Raw genomic sequence first — 17,969 nt, forward strand, 5'->3', positions numbered from 1 at the left:
GGGGCCGAGCTTTTCGCTGTGGTGCGCTATCGCAAGGTGACTTGACGCGACCGCAGTCCGTCGCGGGAACGCCGCTCGTCCGATGTCAGCGGCGTGTCGGAGGCGAGGGCCTGCGCCAGCCGCGCACCGAATTCTGCGGCCGGGGCGACCCATTCGTTCGCGTGCCGCTCCGGGTCCAGATCGAATACCGGGACGAGCAATCCGTGGGTACGGAACGATCCCGCGAACCGCGAACCCTCGCCCAGCTGCAGACCACCGGCCGCGTGTACCCGGGCCAGCGCGAGCATCAGCGCGTCCTCGTCCTCGGGGCGGACCCAGCGCAGATGCGCCTTCTCGCCGGCGTCGACCCACCAGGCCGCGCCGACCGCGTCGGCGCCCAATTCCAGCCGGTCCGACGGCATGATCGCCTGGTTCGCCTGCTCGATGGTCGCCGCGACCTGCGGATCGGGCGTCACGCCCGCGGGCACCCACCAGTCGAAATTCTGGTGCACGGTCAGATCCAGGCTCGCACCCGGATCCAGCACCTCGGTCAGCGCCGGGGCCGAGGTCTCGGATTCGGCGGCGGCCGGCAGCGACGCGCCGGGCTCGGCACTCTGCGTCCACAACACCGCGGCGGCCAGGTCGGCGGCCGGGTCGTCGGACTGGAACTGCACCTGGGCCGCGACGAAACCGGTCGGCTCGTCACCGGCGCGCACCAGCGCGGCGACCGCGCCGGGCAGCACGGTGGCGAGGGTAACGGGCCGCTCCGCCGATACGTCCGGGGACAGCTTCAGCGTCGCGGTCGCCGACGGCACGAACTCCCGTAGCGCGACGAGATCGCATTCGGCCGCGAGGCCGGCGAACGGGCGCGTCGGGACCTGCGCCGCCTGCTCCTGCGCCGCGCGGCGCTCGGCCAGACGCTGGGCCCGGTTACCGCCGGGCTTGGGACTGTTGCGCTTGCTCTTACCCACGAACGGTGAACCTACCGTGTCGGAGCGCGTCCACCGGCAGGGGCACGCCCGTTCGGGCGCGGCCGCTCACACTGTGGCGAGCACGGCCTTGGTGCGGCCCGGGTGGTTGGTGGCGATCCAGCTGACGCCGAGTTCGGCGCACAGCTTGACGTCGGCGGGGTCGTCGACGGTCCAGCAGTAGGTGGCGCGCCCGGCGGCGGCGGCCTTGTCGACCAGTTCGGGATGGTCGCGCAGGGTCCGCACCGAGGGCCCGACCGCGGTGGCGCCCACCGTGGTCGCGGCGCTGCCGCCGAGATACCGCGACGACTCGCCCAGCAAGACGGTGGGCAGCAGCGGCGCGGAACGCCGGATCCGCCACACGGCGGTGGCCGCGAACGACATCACCACGGCGCGTGAATGATCCGCCGAGGCGGGCGTCGCGATGCCGAAGCGCTGCAACTCGGCCAGCACCTTCGCCTCCACCAGCGCGCCGTAGCGGACCGGGTGCTTGGTCTCGATGAACAGCTTGGTGGGACGGCTGCGCCAATCCAGAACCAGCGAGATCAGCTCGCCGAGGGTGAGCACACCGGCCTCGGCGCCGCCCGCGCCGAAGTCCAGCTCCCGCAATTCGTCCAGGCTCATCTCGCTGACCAGACCGGTGCCCGAGGAGGTCCGGTCCACCGTGCGGTCGTGCACGCACACCAGATGCCCGTCGCGGGTCAGCCGCACATCGCATTCCACACCGTCGGCACCCTCCTGCAGCGCGAGTTCATAGGCCGCCAGGGTGTGCTCGGGACGCGTACCCGAGGCACCGCGGTGCGCCACCACGAAGGGCGCGCGACTGTCTCGGCTCACTTGGCCATGACCTCCTCGTGCTCATTGTCTCCGACCACCGGATCCGGCGCGCGCTCAGCGGATTCCGCGGCCGGGTGCACCGGCTCGATGACCGGCACGACCGGACCCACCGACGCCACCCAGCGCTTCGGCAGCCGGACGCGACCGCGCAGGTCACAACCCTCGAGCAGACGCACCAGCCACAGCGAGAGCACGGCGACCGCGGCGGCCGCCAGATCGGTCCACGCGGTGAACGCCACACCGTCGGCCTGGCCCTGCAGCGAGTCCGCGGTGCGCCAGAGCAGCGCGCCCGCCACCAGCAGACCGTTGAGCACCCATACGCACCACCAGATCCGGACCGCGCGCGGGAGCCGGGGATCGTCGCCCCGCAGGCGGGCCAGTTCGGTCAGGAAGACGCCCGGCAACACCAGGTTGACCACGGGAATCAGGCTGCCGCCCCACAGGATTCGCGGCGATCGCGGGTCGCGCCGCCCGACCCCGGCGTACGCGGATCGGCGCGCGTGCACCAGCCAGCCGATCGACCCGATCGCGGCCGCCAGCGCGAACAGCAGCGCGAGGCAGGCCGTCACGTAGACCGCGAGGTCGGACAGCAGCAGCGCCGCCGGATGGATCAGCCGGGTGCGGTTGTGCAGCAGGATCAGATAGCGGACGAACTCGGCCATCGCGGCGAGACCGAACACGACGGCCGTCGTGATCAGCAGGCGATCGCGGCGTTCGATGAAGGCGGCGAGCCTGCCGCCCGCGGCCGGAGCCGGGCGGGGCGGTTCGTCGCGCAGCCCCCAGCGCGGTGTCTCGCGGTAGCGCGGAGTCGCCGGAGTAGTGGGCCGGGCGGGGCGAGCCGGGCGGCCGTCGCGGGGCTGACGGCCCGGCGGCCGCGCCACCCAGCGATAGTTGCGGCGCTCGGCGGGTGCGTCGACCGGCGCCGGGGACAGCAGCACGCCGCGACAGCGCGGGCACCAGTGGTTCGGCCTGCCCTGCACGGCCCACCGCGCGCCGCAGCGGGCACAGGGCTGCACGACGGTACTCACCGGGCGCATCCCCCTCTCCTCGGACACATCAGTAGAGCCACCTCAGTAGATCTTCGCCTCGTCGCCGCCCTCGGTCGCCAACGGGCGGCCGGACCGCTGCCAGGCCACCATGCCGCCGACGACGTGGAACGCGTCGAACCCGACGTGGGTCAGATACTGCACCACCTGGATCGACCGGCCGCCCTGCCGGCAGACGACGTAGATCTCGGAGTCGTAGTCCAGCTCGTCCACCCGGGCGGGCACATCGGCCATCGGAATGTGCACGGCGCCGGGCGCATGCCCGAGTTGCCACTCGTCGTCCTCGCGGACGTCGAGCAGGATGGCCGCACTGCCGGGCTCGGCGGGTACCTCATCGACCGGCACCGACGGGACTTCGGGGCTCGTCACGGTCTCGATCCTGCCACGACCGCCCGACAGACGCGGAGTTCCATGGTCCTTCCCACCGGAGGCCGTACCGAACGCGCGGTCTGTTCCGGTCCGGCGTAGCCTCTCGCGCTCCCAGTTATCCACATAATCCACAACCTGATCCACAGGTTGAGGGAAGCCTGCCGAGCGACCGCCGGGAAACCCCGCCCGATACGAACACGCGGGTGACCGATCCGAGACTCCCCTCCTCATCCCGGAGCGGTCACCCGCCGCCGAGGCGGGACCACGCCGCAGGTCGAGTACATATTCGAGCTCCGCGGCGGGATACCGACAACTACTTGGACGGAGTGTCCGGCCGTCCGGTTCCCATCGATTCGAAAAAACGACAACACCGGCGAGAAAACCGAAATCCCGGGCTGCGAGCGGGCCGGTCGGTAGCCTTGTGCCATGGACGCGAGCAGGGGGTTACTCGACGAATTGGACGCGACCGGACTGAACACCGCACTGGCCGAGGCCACCTGCCTCGGCGCCGCGGTCGACGTCGCGGCCGCCCGGTTGCGACTCGAGCTGGAGGTGCTGACGCTGCCGCTCGACGGCCAGCCGGCCACGGACCGACGGGTGTTCCTGACCCTGACCGGTGTCAGCCGCGTCGCCGCGTCGCTGCGCAAACAGGAGTGGGACGATCTGGAGCCCAAGATCTTTCCGCTCACCCTGGACACCCTCGGCGAGGCCATCGCCGCTTTCGGCGGTGGCGCCCTGCACGGCTGGGATTTCATCGATGTCGACGACAGCGGCTGGTCGCTGTGGCGCGAGTTGCTCAGCTTCGACACCACGGTCAGCGACCGCCCGGCCGGGCACGTCCTGGAATTCTCCCAGCAGGAGGGCATCGATCCGCGCGAACTCGACGTCCGGGTGTGGTTCGAGGGCCTGGTGGTCGAGACCGCCGACGGCCGTCCGCTGACCGCCGCCGATTTCGTCGCGGGCGGGCAGCGCTGGTGGAAGGCGCACGACGCCTGCGACCCCCGCACCATGCTGCCGAATGTCGCACCGCCGATGTAGCGACGCCGCACTCGCACGGCGCAATTGGAATCCGGGGGCATGGAACCCGGTTGCAACGGAGCGGGTGTACGAATGATGGTTGGGTGCGCTCGAGACCTTACGAGCGCACACGGCCCGACATCATGAGGAAGGGACATCGTGGCTGAGTACACGCTGCCAGATCTGGATTACGACTACGGCGCCCTGGAGCCGCACATCTCCGGGCAGATCAACGAGCTGCACCACTCCAAGCACCACGCGACCTACGTTGCCGGTGTGAACACCGCGCTGGAGAAGCTGGAAGCCGCCCGCGAAGCCGAGGATCACGGCGCGATCTTCCTGCACGAGAAGAACCTGGCCTTCCACCTGGGTGGGCACGTCAACCACTCGATCTGGTGGAAGAACCTCTCCCCCAACGGCGGCGACAAGCCGGTCGGGGAACTGGCCGCCGCCATCGACGACCAGTTCGGTTCGTTCGACAAGTTCCGCGCGCAGTTCACCGCCGCCGCCAACGGCCTGCAGGGCTCCGGCTGGGCGGTGCTGGGTTACGACACCCTCGGCCAGAAGCTGCTGACGTTCCAGCTGTACGACCAGCAGGCCAACGTGCCGCTGGGCATCATCCCGCTGCTGCAGGTCGACATGTGGGAGCACGCCTTCTACCTGCAGTACAAGAACGTCAAGGCCGACTACGTGAAGGCCTTCTGGAACGTCGTCAACTGGGCCGACGTGCAGGAGCGCTTCGCCAAGGCCGTCGCGCAGGGCAAGGGCCTCATCTTCGGCTGATCCCCGCGCGAGCGGGCCCGCGAACCGGACGGTTCGCGGGCCCGCTTCGTGTTTCAGGCCTGTTACCAGGCATTTGGCACTCTCTGGTACTTGTGTGCCAGACATTGTTTGCGTCATTCTCGGGTACTCACCAAGCAATGAACAGGCTCGGTGAGCACCCCGGGAGGCATCCATGCGCAGTAACGATCAGGTACTGGTCACGCCCTTCCAGGCGCAGGGCCTGCTACGGGGTTTTCTCATCGGCGGCCGCTGGCCCGACACCACCAAGGAGTGGGCACAGCTGCTCGTGCTCGCCGTGCGGGTCGCCAGCCTGCCCGGCCTGCTGTCCACCTCGACGGTCTTCGGCGCCCGCGAGGATCTGCCCGACGACCCGGATCCGGGCACCGTCGGCCTGGTGCTGGCCGAGGGTCCGGTGCTGGGCGACGAGGCCGTCGAGCCCGGCCGATTCGCCGAGCACGCGCCGCCCGCGCTGATCATGCTGCACCCGCCGTCGGAGACCAGGCCGTCCCTGCCGGAGTGCGCGGCGGCGGCTTCGGGTTGCGTACTGCTGCCCGGCGTCCCGCATCTGGGTCTGGAACATCGCGCCGCGTGGGTGGAGACGGAACTCGACGGCACGGTCACCACCATGGTGAGCCGAGTCGGCGTCGACCCGAACAGCGACCCCGACACCGCCGTGCTGGCCATGCTGCTCGCCGCCTGAATCGGGTCGGCTGCCGCCCCCGGACGGGTCCCCTGCCGACCGGGGACGGGTACCCGAAAAGTTCGGCGTGGATCGCCAAACTTATTGCGCGCATTGCGATTTCGACGAAAGGATGTTGGCGCGCCCCGGTAACTCAGGGTAGGCTTCTGGACAGCGAAGGGGAGTAGCCCCGAATCACGTGATCGACATACTGACCCGCGGCGGATATCGCGTCGGGTCCGGGCACGTGAACCGGCTCCGTGCCGGTGGGCGAGACCTTCGGCCGACGACAAGACCAACCGAGCATTCGGATGCGTTGTCGGCTGAGGGCGCGCTCCGTCTTCGGCCGGCAGGCCGGAGACCTGGGAGCCGTTTCATGATCGCCACGATATTGCTGAGCTTCGGCGTGCTGTTCGTCGCCGAACTCGGCGACAAATCGCAGCTGATGGCGCTGACCTTCGCCCTGCGCTACCGGTGGTGGATCGTGCTGTCCGGCATCGCCGTCGCGAGCGTCGCGGTGAACCTGATCGCCACCGGCGTCGGGCATTTCCTCGGCGCCGCGCTGCCCACCGAGCTGATCGCGATCTGCACCGGTGTCATCCTGCTGGCCGTCGGCCTGTGGACGCTGCGCGAGGCCCACACCGCCGGCGACGAGTCGGAGGTGGCGCCCGAGACCGCGGCGCAACCACCGGGACGGGCCTTCTTCGTCGTGGTCTCGGCCTTCCTGCTCGCCGAACTCGGCGACCGGACCATGTTCGCCACCGTCGCGCTGTCGTCCAACCACAGCTGGCTCGCGGTGTGGACCGGGTCGGTGCTCGGCATGGTCGCCGCCGGAGCGCTCGCCATCGCGATCGGCATCACCGTCGGCAAGCATCTGCCCGAACGACTGATCGCGATCGGATCGGGCCTGCTGTTCCTCTACATCGGCACCGCCACCCTGCTGTCCGCGCTGGCGCCGGACCTGGGCCGGGCCCCCGAACTGGCCCTCGCGGCGATCGCACCCGCGGTAGCCGGTGCGGTGCTGTGGGGACTCGCCCGGACCACCGCGCGCACCGCTGCGGAGAGCACACCCGACCATCTCGACACCCATCGATGAGCACGCCGTAAGCACACCGCTCGACAGCGACGGGTGAGGGCGCTACTCAGCCCGGGACAAGACCAGGCTGGGTGGCCGCGGCGGGGGCCGCGCCGAACAGGTCGCCGCTGCGGCGCACCAGTTCCAGCATCGGTTCGCGCAGTGCGTGCAGCCCGGCCGTGTCGTCGGCGGCGATGCGAGTCGTCACCATGGCGCTCAGCGCGGACACCAGGGCCTGACACGCGAAACGCTGCGGCTCGGTCCGGGCGTCGAGCGTCTCGGCCAGCATCTCGACGAACGACTCCTGCAGCAGGGCGCGGCGCGCGACCGCCTGCGGGCCCACGGCATACACCTCGACGAGATACAGCCGCGCGTAGGCGGGCTCGCTCGTCAGGCCGTCGAGATACGCGGTGAGCAGCACGCGCATCCGCCCCTCCAGCCCCGAGGCCGAATCCCGCAGCGCCCCAGCCGCTTCCGCAAGACGGTCCAGCAACAGCCGGACCGCCCGCTCGTAGGCCGCCTCGAAACAGTCCTCCTTGGAACGGAACTGCTCGTAGAAGGTCTCCCGGGACACCCCGGCCCGTTTGATGATCGCGGCCACCGACGTTCCCACGTAACCGTTCTCGGCCATCGCGTCGGCCATCGCGGTCAGGATGCGGTCGCGCTGCGCCGCGACCACCGTCGCCCGGGGCAGGCCGTGACGGCCGCGGGGCAGCTGACGAACGGTGCTGGCCGACTCTGGCATACCGACGACGGTAGCACCGGGGAACACCCCTGTTCACAAACGGTTCGGCGGCGGCCCCCGGCCGAATCGCCCGGAACGCCGGTTATGGTGCTTGTTGACGGAAGGCCAGCGAGGGCCGTCACAAACGAGAGGACCAAAACACCGTGGAGATTTCGGGATCCGCCGCAATCGTCACCGGAGCTGCGTCCGGCCTGGGCGCCGCGACCGCCGCGCGCTTCGCCGACCTGGGGGCCACCGTATTCGGGCTGGACCTGCAGCAGTCCATCGAGCGCGCCGGCGACAGCGTGCCGCCGGGCGTCACCCTGATTCCGACCGATGTCACCAGCGGCGACGAGGTGGCCGCCGCCGTCGCCACGGTCGTCGAGTCCGGCGTGCCGCCGCGCATCGTCGTGAACTGCGCCGGCGTCGGCTGGGCCGGCCGGATCCTGTCCAAGAACGGCCCGCACGATCTGGAGCTGTTCCGCACGGTCATCACGGTGAACCTGCTCGGCACCTTCAACGTGATGCGACTGGCCGCCGACGCCATCGCCAAGACCGAGCCGGTCGACGAGTACGGCCAGCGCGGCGTCGTCATCAACACCGCGTCGGTGGCGGCCTTCGAGGGCCAGGTCGGCCAGATCGCCTATTCGGCGTCCAAGGGCGGCGTGGCGGGCATGACCATCCCGGCCGCCCGCGACCTGGCGCAGTTCGGCATCCGGGTGGACACCATCGCCCCCGGCATCATCGACACCCCGATGCTGGCCGGTGTCACCGAGGAGTACCGCAAGGGCCTGGAGGCGGGCGTGCCGTTCCCCTCGCGCCTGGGCCGCCCCGACGAGTACGCGCAGCTGGCGCAATACATCGTCGAACACGACTACCTCAACGGCGAGGTCTTCCGCATGGACGGCGCCCTGCGCATGGCGCCGCGCTGACGCGAGGCCGCGGACCGCGCCCGGCTGTCAGGAAGCGTCCGAGGCCGGGCGCAAACGGACCAGAACACGGCGGGTGCTGTCGATGGTGGCCTCGGCGACGGCCTTCGTCACGAAGTGGCCGACGGCGTTGACCAGGAACAGCACCACGATCGCGGCGGGAGCCCAGGACCAGCTGAGGGCCAGCAGGATGCGGTCGAAGGTGGTGTGCGGCTGCACCACCGGCTCCCAGCTGTTGAGCCGGGCCCACCGGCCGAGGAACACGCCGACCGCGCACGACAGGTGCAGGCCGAGCGTGACGGGCAGCCGATAACGGCCGAGCCCGCTCGCGTCCAGAAAACGGCCGACCTCGGCCAGGGCCAGATAGTAGGCCAGGAAGCCGCAGACGATGAACACCGTGTACAGCGGCAGCACGGTCGTCACCACGGGCCCGTCGCCGACCGCGTGGATGTCGTAGCGCAGGTGCACCAGATCGGTCACCACGTACGGCGCGTTGGGCAGGAACAGCACGAACAGCACCAGACCCGCCCACCAGAACGGCGACCGCGCCGCCGTCCCGGCCCCGCGGCCGGTGCGGAACACGAGCAGCGCCAAGGCCACCGGGATCCACGCCAGCACGGAGTTCCAGGCCATCCAGAAGAAATCTCGACGAGCCACGTGCACCAGGCTCGCCCCCACCGAATCGAGCACATTCATACCTCCATGATGAGGTACACACGGCGGTGCTCCGCGAGCCGAGCGGACAGCCCAAAGGCTCACGCCGCTCGACAGCACAAGGCCCACACCGGTTCACAGCACAAAGCCCACACCGTTATCGGTGTGGGCTTTGATGTGGTGGTCTGCGCTTACAGGGCGCGGACGCCGGAGGCCTGGGGGCCCTTCTTGCCCTGGGTGATCTCGAAGCTCACCTGCTGGCCCTCGTCGAGGCCGCGGTAGCCGCTGCCCTCGATCTCCGAGTAGTGGACGAACACGTCCGGGCCGCCCTCGTGCGCGATGAAGCCGTAGCCCTTCTCCGCGTTGAACCACTTCACGGTTCCCTGAACCATTTTCTTCTCCTGAAAGGGTTGTTGCCGGCGCCGCGGCTGCGGCGTCCGGGTCGCATCCAGACGGCGACTTGCAACTTGCCTGGCAAGGAGAAGCGACGCCCGCACAATGCTCCGCGCGAGCATGATGAACACGAACACACAAAAGATGCGACCATCTACAGTAACGCATCGGCACCGAAAAGGTTCCGGTGCCGGGGCGGCCATGACCAGGATCACAGCCGCCCCGAGCGGATCGGTCGGTCGGTTTACAGCGAGCGGGTGAGCCGCTCGGCCAGCACCTGAGCGAAGTGCGCCGGATCCTTCAGCTCGCCGCCCTCGGCCAAAACCGCCGTGCCGTACAGCAATTCGGCGGTCTGAGCGAGATCGGCGGACTTGTCGGCATCGGATCCGTGCTCGCCGTACGCGTCGCGCAGACCCGTGACCAGCGGATGACCCGGATTGAGTTCCAGGATGCGCTTCGTCTCCGGCAGCGCCTGGCCCGATGCCCGGTACATGCGCTCCAGCTGCGGGGTGAAGTCGAAGACGTCACCCACGACGCACGCCGGTGAGGTGGTCAGGCGGCTCGACAGCCGCACCTCCTTCACACTGTCGCTGAGCGTCTCCTGCATCCACTTCAGTACGTCGCCGAAGTCCTTCTCCTGCTGTTCGCGCAGCTGCTCGGAGGCCTTCTTCTCCTCCTCGCTCTCCAGATCCACCTCGCCCTTGGCGATGGACTGGAACTTCTTCCCGTCGAACTCCGGCACCGAGCCGACCCACATCTCGTCGACCGGATCGGTGAGAACCAGCACCTCGAGCCCCTTGGCCTTGAAGGCCTCCATGTGCGGCGAGTTCTCGATCTGCTGCCGGGACTCGCCGGTCATGTAGTAGATGGCGTCCTGGCCGTCCCGCATGCGCTCCACGTACTCCGCGAGCGTGGTCGGCTGCTCGTCAGAATGCGTGGAGGCGAAGGAGGAGACCCGCAGAATGGTCTCGCGGTTGTCGAAGTCCGACAGCAGGCCCTCCTTGAGGACGCGGCCGAACTCCTTCCAGAAGGTCGCGTACTTCGACTCGTCCTCGGATTTCTCGGACGCGGCGGACTGCATCTCCTTGATGGTCGACAGCACCTTGCGCACCAGGCGCTTGCGGATCATCTGGATCTGCCGGTCCTGCTGCAGGATCTCGCGCGAGACGTTGAGCGACAGATCCTGCGCGTCCACCACGCCCTTGACGAAGCGCAGATACTCCGGCATCAGCTCTTCGCAGTTGTCCATGATGAATACGCGGCGGACGTAGAGCTGCACGCCGCGCTGGTGGTCACGCTGGAACAGATCGAACGGCGCGTGCGACGGAATGAACAGCAGCGCTTGATATTCGAAGGTGCCCTCGGCCTTGAGCGGGATGGTCTCCAGCGGATCGTCCCAGGCGTGCGAGACGTGCTTGTAGAACTCCTTGTACTCCTCCTCGGAGACCTCGCTCTTGGGCCGTGTCCACAGCGCCTTCTGCGAGTTGAGCGTCTGCTCCTCGAGGATCGTCTTCTCCTGCTTGTCCTCGCCCTCACCCTCGGTGACGGTCCGCTCCACCTGCATGCGGATCGGCCAGGCGATGAAATCGGAGTACTTCTTGACGATGTCGCGGAGCTTCCACTCCTGGGTGTAGTCGAAGAGGTGATCCTCTTCGTCGGCCGGCTTGAGGTGCAGCGACACCGCGGTACCCGGCGGCGCCTCGTCCAGGGTTTCGATGGTGTAGGTGGAGCTGCCCGCGGCGGACTCCCACCGGGTGGCGGTCGTCTCGCCGGCGCGGCGGGTGGTCAGGATGACCTTGTCGGCCACCATGAAGGTCGAGTAGAAGCCGATACCGAACTGGCCGATCAGTTCCTCGGCCTCGGTCTGCGACTTCTTGGCCTCCAGCAGTTGCCGGCGCATCTCGGCGGTGCCCGACTTGGCCAGAGTGCCGATCAGGTCCACCACCTCGGCCCGCGACATGCCGATGCCGTTGTCGCGGACAGTCAGGATCCGGTTCTCCTGGTCGACCTCCAGTTCGACGTGTAGATCCGAGGTGTCCACCTCGAGATCCTTGTCCCGGAACGACTCCAGGCGCAGCTTGTCCAGCGCATCGGAGGCGTTCGAGATCAATTCGCGGAGGAAAGTGTCTTTGTTCGAGTAGACCGAGTGGATCATCAGTTCCAGGAGCTGATGAGTCTCGGCCTGAAACTCCAGCTGTTCGACGTGCTCAGTCACGACCAGATATTACGACGGCCGCGCGGTCGATGGCACGGGGCTGGGTCCCCGGAAGTCGATCATGGCCGGGACCTCGGTCTCGGCGCTCCGCGCGCCGGGGCGGCGCGGCGACATCCACTCGCGCAGCGCGAGGGTGGCGCGCACGTCGTCCTCGTTGTATTCGAGCAGGCGGGTGCGCTGGGTGAGGTCGGGCTCGCCGTCGTAGCCGACCGCGTGCCGGTACCAGCTCATCGACGCCTCGCCGCCGGCCTCCGGATCGCGCCAGGAGAACCCGGCCACGGGGGCGATCTTCTTCAGGCCCTTGCCGTTCGGGCAGATGAACTGTTCGGAGACGGCCTGGAACATGTCGACCCACTGCGGGCCGTCGACGAAATCGCGCACCTGGTGCTCGGTCGGCACGCCCGGCATGCCCGCGAACCGGCGGGCCGACTCGTAGAGCCACTTGTCCTCGGCGGTGCGCGAATAGCAATACGCCGCAAAGGTTTTCCCCGCCACCGCGGCCTCGGCGCGCACGCCCATCAGCCAGGCCCAGAACTCGGCGAACGAGCGGGCCTCGTCGGTCGTGGGCAGCGGGTCCCAGGTGACGAACGGGCGGTACACGCCGTCGAGCAGCGTGCCCCACAGGTAGGCGCCGTATTCCTGGAAGCTCTCCAGGTCGACGTCGACCTCCACGTCGGCGCGCTGCACGCGCACCTGTTCGAAGCGGCGGACCAGCGGGGCGCCGGAGATCCAGGCGCGCGCGGTGACCACCGTCTCGGCGAAGGGCTCGTGCTGCCAGTCGTCCGGGTCGTCGCCCGTCCAGCTCGCCAGATCCTCGATGGTCTGCACGCCGTGGCGGCGCAGCAGTTCGGCGCGCGAGCCGGGCGCGACCAGGCTGACATCGCGATGCTCGGTCAACCAGCGCTCGCAGCTGGGAATCTCGGGCGCGGCGGAACGGCTCCACCAGGGGCAGCGGCGGCATTCGGGCACCTTGGACGGGATCGTCGGCAGCTCGCCGCGCACCACCCCGATGCGGTCGGCGTAGCGGCGGTCGTACTCGTCGAGCAGCGGGCCCAGCTCGTGCACCAGGATGCGGTCGAAGTGGTAGCCGATCGCGCCGCCGACCAGAGCCGGGCCGGCCAGGCCGTGGCGCTGGAGCATGCGGTAGAGATGGGCCAGCCGCTGCTGGTCGCGCGGCTGGGTGCGGACCCGGACGTGCCGGTCCGGCTGGGGATCCCAGCGGTACAGGTCCGAGGTCAGCGGGTGGTGGTCGGCCGGGTCGGGCTGGCGTGGGTCGGTGACCTTGTGGTTCACCACGATCACCGGGATGTAGCCGCCGCGGTCGGTATCGCGCAGCAGGATCTCCGAGCCGCCGCGCCGACCGGTCTCCGGCTCCTGCGGCAGCAGCGCGCCCCAGATGCGCCTCGCGCCCTCGGCACAGGCGCGCAGGGTGGCCGCGGCGCGCTCGGCGGCCGGGAGCGTGGGATCGATGACGACCCAGCCGTCGGGATCGGCCGACACCAGGGTGTCGCGCACGTGTGCGCGATGCGCCACCGCCGCCTCGCGGCGCTGCTTGATTCCCGCGTCCTCGGCCACGCCCGTCAGCACCTCGGGATGAGTGGCCTCCAGCAGCAACCGGTGCCGGCAACCGATCAGCGCCCGCGCGTCGACGTAGGCCACCCGCTGTCTTTCGACAGGGCTTGCGGCGGAACGTGTTTCCCGCTCCACGCCCGGCGCGACCGCCCGCGCCCCGGGCACCGCGGCCCCCCGCCGCTCGGCGCTCCCGCCGTCGTCATCGCGACCGTTCCGATCGCCGCTGCCCGAATACACGTAAGCAGTATGGTCCAGACCCCCGACACCCTCGCGAACCGCACCGCACGCGCGGTCTCGAACCGGCGCTCGGCGATCGGGCGCCGCGTGCCCTCGCAGGCGGTCACACCGACCGGTTAGGGTTGGCGCAAACTGTGTGTGCATCGAAAGACACGGCAGGTAGTGGCTGCCTGTGCGGACCGGCATTACTACATGGAGGGCCTTCGGATGGGGTTGTTCACCAAGCGCAAGGGGCGGGCGGACCGCAAGGCCGAGGCGAAAGCCCTCAAGCACAAGGCCGCCCTGGAGGCCAAGCTCGGCGCCCGCAACGAACGCAAGCGCAACCGCGCCGAGATCCGCGCCCAGCGCGATGTCGCCAAACAGCAGATCGCGACGCTGAAGGCAGAAGAGAAGGCCGCGTTGAAGAAAGCCGAGAAGGCCGAGCGCGACCTGCTGTCGGCCGGTCAGGTCAAGAAGTATCTGGGTGTGGCCCGAGTGCTGATCCCGGTGCTGGCCCCGTTGGCCTATCGCGCCGCGACATTCGTCCGCGGGCAGCTCGACACCCGCCGGGCGCACCGGCTGGGCATCGGACTCGATCAGCTCACCGACTTCAGCGGGCACGGCGCGAAACTGCAGGCCCGCGTCGCCAATGCCGAAGCGGCACTCGACAAGATCGCGGCCAAGGGCAAGGACGATGACGACGCCGGAAAGTTCGTCACCGCCACCCGCGATCGCCTGGAGAGCCTGACCGCCGCCGTCCGCACCGCCGAACAGATGCCGCCCCAGCGCCGCCGCGCCGTGCACACCTCCATCTCCCACGAACTGTCCGGCATCGAGGCCGACGTCCTCGCCCGCCTCGGCGTTCGCTGACTCCGACCCCTCCCATGCTCCACCCCGGTCCGCCTCCACCCCGGCCGGTGGGTTCCGCACCCACGGGCCGGATTCGCGGCACGCTGACCGGTGCGGCCGTCGCGGTGCTGGCGGTGGCCGCGCACGGGGCCGCCGGGGGCGGCTATCCGGGGTCGACCTCGTCGATGCTGCTGGTGCTCGCGGCGGCGGTGATCGGCACGCTCACCGGAGTTCGGCGGACGGCCGGAACTCGCGCTCGCGCATGGCTTTTCGCCATGCTGGTGGGCGGGCAGCTCGCCGGGCACGTGGCGCTCACCGCGGCCGTCGGTCACGACCACGGTGCGGCAACCCGCGAAAACTCCCCTGCCGCGGACTTTTTCGGCGGCGAGATCCCCTTGCCGTCGAGCTGGATGCTGCTCGCGCACGTGCTCGCGGCGCTGCTGTGCGCGGTGCTGATCGCCGCCGCCGAGCGGCTGTATCGCGCTGTCTCGCAAGCCGTCCGGAGCAGCACGAGCGTGCCGTGCCCGCCGCCCGTGGCCCGCGCGGCCCGCTGGCCCGGCGCGACGACCCGGACGTATCGCTTTCTCCGTCCCGGCGCGATCGGTGCGCGCGCGCCGCCGGTGTGGGCCTGACCAGCCGACACTCATTCCCTCACCGAGAAAGTCTTTCGCATGTCCACACTCTCGCGGATCTCGCGCGCCCTCGTCGCGGCCGGCGCCGCCACCGGACTGGCCCTGCTGGCCACCGGCACCGCGGCCGCACACGTCACGGCCGACGCGCCCGGCGCCAAGCAGGGCGGCTACGCCGTCGTCACCTTCCGGGTCCCGACCGAATCGGCGACCGCGGCCACCACCGGCCTGACCGTCAAGCTGCCGGGCCTGAGTTCGGCACGCACCGAACCGCTGCCGGGCTGGAGCACCCGGATCGACAAGAACGACCAGAACCAGATCGTGGCCGTCACCTGGACCGCCGACCCCGGTAATCCCGGCGTGAACGCCACCCAGTTCCAGCGCTTCGTGCTCGCCGTCGGACCGCTGCCCGCGCAGAACACGGTGAGCTTCCCCGCCGCCCAGACCTACAGCGACGGCAAGGTCGTCGAGTGGAACCAGCCGATGGGCCCCGACGGCGCCGAGCCGGAACACCCCGCCCCCGAGATCACCCTCGCCGCGGGCGGTTCCGGTGACGCGCACGGCGTCGCGGCGGGCGACAGCGACGACGATGAGCACGAGACCGACGACACGGCACGCTGGCTCGGCGGCATCGGCCTCGCCCTCGGCGCGGTCGGCGCGCTGCTCGGGCTGGGCGCCCTGCTCCGAGGCCGGCGGTCGTGATCCGGCGGCTGCTCACCGGCGTCGTGGCCGCCCTGCTGTTGGGCGGCCTGGCCGCACTGAGCGCCGGTCCGGCCGCCGCGCATTCCGCGGTGATCGCCACCGATCCGGCCGACGGCGCGCAGCTCGCCGCCGGACCGGCCCGCGTCTCCCTCACCTTCAACGAGAATCTACAGCCGAGTTTCCCGTCGCTGACGGTCGTCGGGCCGGACGGAAATCGCTGGGACAAGGGACAACCCGAGGTGAGCGGACCCGCCGTCAGCGTCGCGGTGGGCGAGCTGGGACCGGTCGGGCAGTACACGATCGCGTACCGGGTCACCTCCGCCGACGGCCACCCGGTCAGCGGCACCCGGACCTTCACCCTGACCACGCCCGGCAACGGCACTCCCGGCGCGAAGGCGGGTGCGGCGAGCGAGTCCGGCGACGGCGAGTCCGGCGGAATTCCGGTGTGGGTGTTCATCGTCGCCGCGGTCGTGATCCTGGGCGGGGTGCTGGCGGTGCTGCTGCTCGGCCGCGGGAGCGCCCGCAGACAGCAGTGAGCAAGACGACCGGCGGCAGTTCGACCGCCCTGCGGGCGGCGCTGCTGCTGGTCGTTCCCGCGGCGCTGCTCGGCGCGGCACTGGCGTGGGCGCTGGCCGCACCGGATCCGGTGCAGTCCGAGGCGCCGGTGCGCGCGCTGGCCGACTGCGCCGGCGCGGTGGTTCTCGGCCTGGCCGCCCTGCCCCGGCTGCACGACCGGCTGCGGCCGCCGTGGCGGCTCGCGGCCGGAATCGGCGGGCTCTGGGCCGCAACGGAATTCGCGGTGCTCGCGTGCGAGGCCGCGCAGGTGGTGGGCGTCCCGGTGCTGCGATTGCGGATCGGGCAGTTCGGCGACTATCTCGCGCACATCAGCGGCGGACAGGTCGGCATCGCGATCCTGATCGGCACCTGCTCGATCACCGGCTACTGCACCCTGGCCTATCGGCGGCCGCGGCACGCCACCGCCGATCTGGTGGTTGTGTTCGCGGCGGTCGCGCTGGTGCTGCGCCCGATCACCGGGCACATGTCGCAGCAGGCGTTCGGCTCGGTGCTGGCCGCGGGCCACGCGCTGGCCGCGGCGGTCTGGTTCGGGCTGCTGCTGGCGCTGGCGCTGGTGACCCGCACCCGCGGCGAGTGGGCGGTGGTACTGCCGCGCTACTCGGCGTGGGCACTGCCCGCACTGGCGGTGGTGACGGTGACCGGCGTGTGTAACGGCCTGGTCCGGCTGGGCGGGCTGAGCCCGCTGCTCGACACCGGCTACGGCCGCGTCCTGCTGGCCAAGACGGCGCTGCTGGCCGGACTGCTGGCGCTGGGCTGGTGGTGGCGCCGCCGCTGGGTGCCACTCGCCGGTGACCACCGCATGACCGCCGAATCCTCGCTGCGCCGAGCGATTTTCGAGGTGGTGGCGATGGCGGTGGTGTTCGGGCTGGCGGCCTCCCTGGCCGTGACCGCGTAACGTGGCAAGCTGGCATCCGTGACCGAATCAGCACACCATGTCGCGACAGCCGACCTGGCCGACGAGATCGGCCCCGACATTCGCAGCTGCGATACCCAGTTCACGCAGTTCGGCGGCCGCGAGGCCTTCGCCGGGCGCATCGTCACCATTCGATGCTTCCAGGACAACCTGCTGGTCAAGCAGACGCTGAGCGAACCCGGCGCGGGCCGGGTGCTGGTGGTCGACGGCGGCGCCAGTGTGCACACCGCGCTGGTCGGCGACATCATCGCCGGTCGCGGCGTGGACAACGGCTGGTCCGGCGTCGTCGTCCACGGCGCGGTGCGCGACTCCGCGATCCTGCGCACCCTCGACATCGGCGTCAAGGCACTGGGCACCAACCCGCGCAAGAGCACCCAGACCGGTTCGGGCGAGCGCGACGTACCGGTCGAGTTCGGCGGCGTCACCTTCGTGCCCGGCGAGATGCTCTACAGCGATGCCGACGGCATCGTGGTCCGGGCCGAGCCGTGAGCGCAACTGCGCCACTGTCGTAGTTGCGTCAGGGGTTGACCACGCGGGCCTCGTGTCCCGCCAGCGCGACCACGTCGCCCGCGTGCAACTGACGCCCGCGACGTAACTCGACCTCGTCGTTGACGCGAACCAGGCCGGAGGCTATGACCGTCTTCGCCTCCGAGCCGGTATTGATGAGATTGGCCAGCTTGAGAAACTGCCCGAGCCGAATGACTTCGTCATCGATCGGTACATCGACTGGATCCGACATGCATACATCATTACCTTTCCGATCCGGTGTGACGCATCCCGGGCTCACGGCACGGACATGCCCGGCTACGTTCTGTGCACGAGCGCGGACAACATTCACACTGAT

Annotated in this window: 21 protein-coding genes; 11 read left to right on the forward strand and 10 right to left on the reverse strand. The window is 69.9% G+C overall.

Annotated features, from left to right (window positions below; translation table 11 throughout):
* Window positions 1-26: 26 nt before the first annotated feature.
* The 4 genes from ACFMRZ_RS22055 to ACFMRZ_RS22070 all read right to left on the reverse strand — a co-directional run bounded on the left by ACFMRZ_RS22055 (window position 27) and on the right by ACFMRZ_RS22070 (window position 3,199).
* Window positions 27-950 carry a DUF5926 family protein gene (locus ACFMRZ_RS22055; protein ID WP_400180576.1) on the reverse strand — a complete coding sequence of 308 codons (924 nt, stop codon included), beginning with the start codon at window positions 948-950 and terminating at the stop codon, window positions 27-29.
* Between the two features lie 66 nt (window positions 951-1,016).
* Entirely contained in the window at window positions 1,017-1,784 is a 768-nt protein-coding gene (locus ACFMRZ_RS22060) for a glycerophosphodiester phosphodiesterase (protein ID WP_280275486.1), read from the reverse strand.
* Entirely contained in the window at window positions 1,781-2,821 is a 1,041-nt protein-coding gene (locus tag ACFMRZ_RS22065) for a DUF4328 domain-containing protein (protein ID WP_400180577.1), read from the reverse strand. Before ACFMRZ_RS22065 ends, ACFMRZ_RS22060 begins: the two co-directional genes overlap by 4 nt.
* Window positions 2,822-2,854: 33 nt before the next feature.
* Entirely contained in the window at window positions 2,855-3,199 is a 345-nt protein-coding gene (locus ACFMRZ_RS22070; protein WP_280275484.1) for a rhodanese-like domain-containing protein, read from the reverse strand.
* Between the two features lie 426 nt (window positions 3,200-3,625).
* Here ACFMRZ_RS22070 and ACFMRZ_RS22075 point away from each other — a divergent pair, with 426 nt between their 5' ends.
* The 4 genes from ACFMRZ_RS22075 (at window position 3,626) to ACFMRZ_RS22090 (ending at window position 6,774) form a co-directional block, all read left to right on the forward strand.
* Complete coding sequence (locus ACFMRZ_RS22075; RefSeq protein WP_280275483.1) at window positions 3,626-4,237, forward strand: hypothetical protein; 612 nt, start codon at window positions 3,626-3,628, stop codon at window positions 4,235-4,237.
* A 138-nt stretch (window positions 4,238-4,375) separates the two neighbouring features.
* Entirely contained in the window at window positions 4,376-4,999 is a 624-nt protein-coding gene (locus ACFMRZ_RS22080) for a superoxide dismutase (protein ID WP_280275482.1), read from the forward strand.
* Window positions 5,000-5,171: 172 nt separating this feature from the next.
* A complete protein-coding gene (locus ACFMRZ_RS22085) occupies window positions 5,172-5,699 on the forward strand; it encodes a peptidase (RefSeq protein WP_280274904.1) in 528 nt (175 codons plus the stop codon).
* Between the two features lie 355 nt (window positions 5,700-6,054).
* Window positions 6,055-6,774, forward strand: coding sequence for a TMEM165/GDT1 family protein (locus ACFMRZ_RS22090; RefSeq protein ID WP_400180578.1), 720 nt, complete (start codon window positions 6,055-6,057; stop codon window positions 6,772-6,774).
* Window positions 6,775-6,820: 46 nt separating this feature from the next.
* Here ACFMRZ_RS22090 and ACFMRZ_RS22095 read toward each other — a convergent pair whose 3' ends face one another.
* Window positions 6,821-7,498, reverse strand: a complete 678-nt coding sequence (locus ACFMRZ_RS22095) for a TetR/AcrR family transcriptional regulator (RefSeq protein ID WP_400180579.1) — start codon at window positions 7,496-7,498, stop codon at window positions 6,821-6,823.
* A gap of 143 nt (window positions 7,499-7,641) precedes the next feature.
* Here ACFMRZ_RS22095 and ACFMRZ_RS22100 point away from each other — a divergent pair, with 143 nt between their 5' ends.
* Window positions 7,642-8,409 (forward strand): SDR family NAD(P)-dependent oxidoreductase, encoded by a 768-nt coding sequence (locus ACFMRZ_RS22100; protein ID WP_400180580.1) that lies wholly within the window; start codon window positions 7,642-7,644, stop codon window positions 8,407-8,409.
* A 27-nt stretch (window positions 8,410-8,436) separates the two neighbouring features.
* Here the strand turns inward: ACFMRZ_RS22100 and ACFMRZ_RS22105 are convergent, their stop codons facing one another.
* From ACFMRZ_RS22105 to ACFMRZ_RS22120, 4 genes are all read right to left on the reverse strand, one after another.
* On the reverse strand, window positions 8,437-9,102 hold the full coding sequence (locus ACFMRZ_RS22105; protein ID WP_400180581.1) for a DUF1361 domain-containing protein: 666 nt from the start codon (window positions 9,100-9,102) through the stop codon (window positions 8,437-8,439).
* Window positions 9,103-9,251: 149 nt separating this feature from the next.
* Entirely contained in the window at window positions 9,252-9,452 is a 201-nt protein-coding gene (locus tag ACFMRZ_RS22110; protein WP_024801330.1) for a cold-shock protein, read from the reverse strand.
* 245 nt (window positions 9,453-9,697) lie between these two features.
* Complete coding sequence (gene htpG, locus ACFMRZ_RS22115) at window positions 9,698-11,668, reverse strand: molecular chaperone HtpG (RefSeq protein ID WP_400180582.1); 1,971 nt, start codon at window positions 11,666-11,668, stop codon at window positions 9,698-9,700.
* 9 nt (window positions 11,669-11,677) lie between these two features.
* Window positions 11,678-13,477 (reverse strand): TM0106 family RecB-like putative nuclease, encoded by a 1,800-nt coding sequence (locus ACFMRZ_RS22120; protein ID WP_400180583.1) that lies wholly within the window; start codon window positions 13,475-13,477, stop codon window positions 11,678-11,680.
* Window positions 13,478-13,684: 207 nt separating this feature from the next.
* Between ACFMRZ_RS22120 and ACFMRZ_RS22125 the strand changes: the two genes are divergently transcribed.
* Genes ACFMRZ_RS22125 through rraA form a run of 6 tightly spaced genes read left to right on the forward strand, consistent with a single transcriptional unit; the run spans window position 13,685 to window position 17,614 of the window.
* A complete protein-coding gene (locus ACFMRZ_RS22125; RefSeq protein ID WP_400180584.1) occupies window positions 13,685-14,326 on the forward strand; it encodes a DUF6474 family protein in 642 nt (213 codons plus the stop codon).
* Window positions 14,327-14,373: 47 nt separating this feature from the next.
* Window positions 14,374-14,937 carry a hypothetical protein gene (locus tag ACFMRZ_RS22130; protein ID WP_400180585.1) on the forward strand — a complete coding sequence of 188 codons (564 nt, stop codon included), beginning with the start codon at window positions 14,374-14,376 and terminating at the stop codon, window positions 14,935-14,937.
* A 39-nt stretch (window positions 14,938-14,976) separates the two neighbouring features.
* The gene (locus ACFMRZ_RS22135) at window positions 14,977-15,636 is read left to right on the forward strand and encodes a YcnI family protein (RefSeq protein WP_400180586.1); all 660 of its coding nucleotides are present in this window, start codon (window positions 14,977-14,979) and stop codon (window positions 15,634-15,636) included.
* On the forward strand, window positions 15,636-16,172 hold the full coding sequence (locus ACFMRZ_RS22140; RefSeq protein WP_400182941.1) for a copper resistance protein CopC: 537 nt from the start codon (window positions 15,636-15,638) through the stop codon (window positions 16,170-16,172). Before ACFMRZ_RS22135 ends, ACFMRZ_RS22140 begins: the two co-directional genes overlap by 1 nt.
* Window positions 16,169-17,107, forward strand: a complete 939-nt coding sequence (locus ACFMRZ_RS22145) for a CopD family protein (protein WP_400180587.1) — start codon at window positions 16,169-16,171, stop codon at window positions 17,105-17,107. The genes ACFMRZ_RS22140 and ACFMRZ_RS22145 overlap by 4 nt, the downstream gene beginning before the upstream one ends.
* Window positions 17,108-17,125: 18 nt before the next feature.
* Window positions 17,126-17,614 (forward strand): ribonuclease E activity regulator RraA, encoded by a 489-nt coding sequence (gene rraA, locus ACFMRZ_RS22150; RefSeq protein ID WP_400180588.1) that lies wholly within the window; start codon window positions 17,126-17,128, stop codon window positions 17,612-17,614.
* Window positions 17,615-17,642: 28 nt separating this feature from the next.
* On the opposite strand, the gene ACFMRZ_RS22155 is transcribed toward rraA, so the two are convergent.
* Window positions 17,643-17,864 carry an RNA-binding S4 domain-containing protein gene (locus ACFMRZ_RS22155; protein WP_400180589.1) on the reverse strand — a complete coding sequence of 74 codons (222 nt, stop codon included), beginning with the start codon at window positions 17,862-17,864 and terminating at the stop codon, window positions 17,643-17,645.
* Window positions 17,865-17,969 lie beyond the last annotated feature (105 nt).

Source organism: Nocardia sp. N2S4-5, assembly GCF_044628355.1.
Lineage (GTDB): Bacteria > Actinomycetota > Actinomycetes > Mycobacteriales > Mycobacteriaceae > Nocardia > Nocardia wallacei_B.

Bases quoted from the DNA above. Each gene is read 5' to 3' on its own strand.
- ACFMRZ_RS22065 (WP_400180577.1), bottom strand. From the start codon at position 2,821: ATGCGCCCGGTGAGTACCGTCGTGCAGCCCTGTGCCCGCTGCGGCGCG.
- ACFMRZ_RS22075 (WP_280275483.1), top strand. From the start codon at position 3,626: ATGGACGCGAGCAGGGGGTTACTCGACGAATTGGACGCGACCGGACTG.
- ACFMRZ_RS22085 (WP_280274904.1), top strand. From the start codon at position 5,172: ATGCGCAGTAACGATCAGGTACTGGTCACGCCCTTCCAGGCGCAGGGC.
- ACFMRZ_RS22090 (WP_400180578.1), top strand. From the start codon at position 6,055: ATGATCGCCACGATATTGCTGAGCTTCGGCGTGCTGTTCGTCGCCGAA.
- ACFMRZ_RS22095 (WP_400180579.1), bottom strand. From the start codon at position 7,498: ATGCCAGAGTCGGCCAGCACCGTTCGTCAGCTGCCCCGCGGCCGTCAC.
- ACFMRZ_RS22105 (WP_400180581.1), bottom strand. From the start codon at position 9,102: ATGAATGTGCTCGATTCGGTGGGGGCGAGCCTGGTGCACGTGGCTCGT.
- ACFMRZ_RS22110 (WP_024801330.1), bottom strand. From the start codon at position 9,452: ATGGTTCAGGGAACCGTGAAGTGGTTCAACGCGGAGAAGGGCTACGGC.
- ACFMRZ_RS22125 (WP_400180584.1), top strand. From the start codon at position 13,685: ATGGGGTTGTTCACCAAGCGCAAGGGGCGGGCGGACCGCAAGGCCGAG.
- ACFMRZ_RS22135 (WP_400180586.1), top strand. From the start codon at position 14,977: ATGTCCACACTCTCGCGGATCTCGCGCGCCCTCGTCGCGGCCGGCGCC.
- ACFMRZ_RS22155 (WP_400180589.1), bottom strand. From the start codon at position 17,864: ATGTCGGATCCAGTCGATGTACCGATCGATGACGAAGTCATTCGGCTC.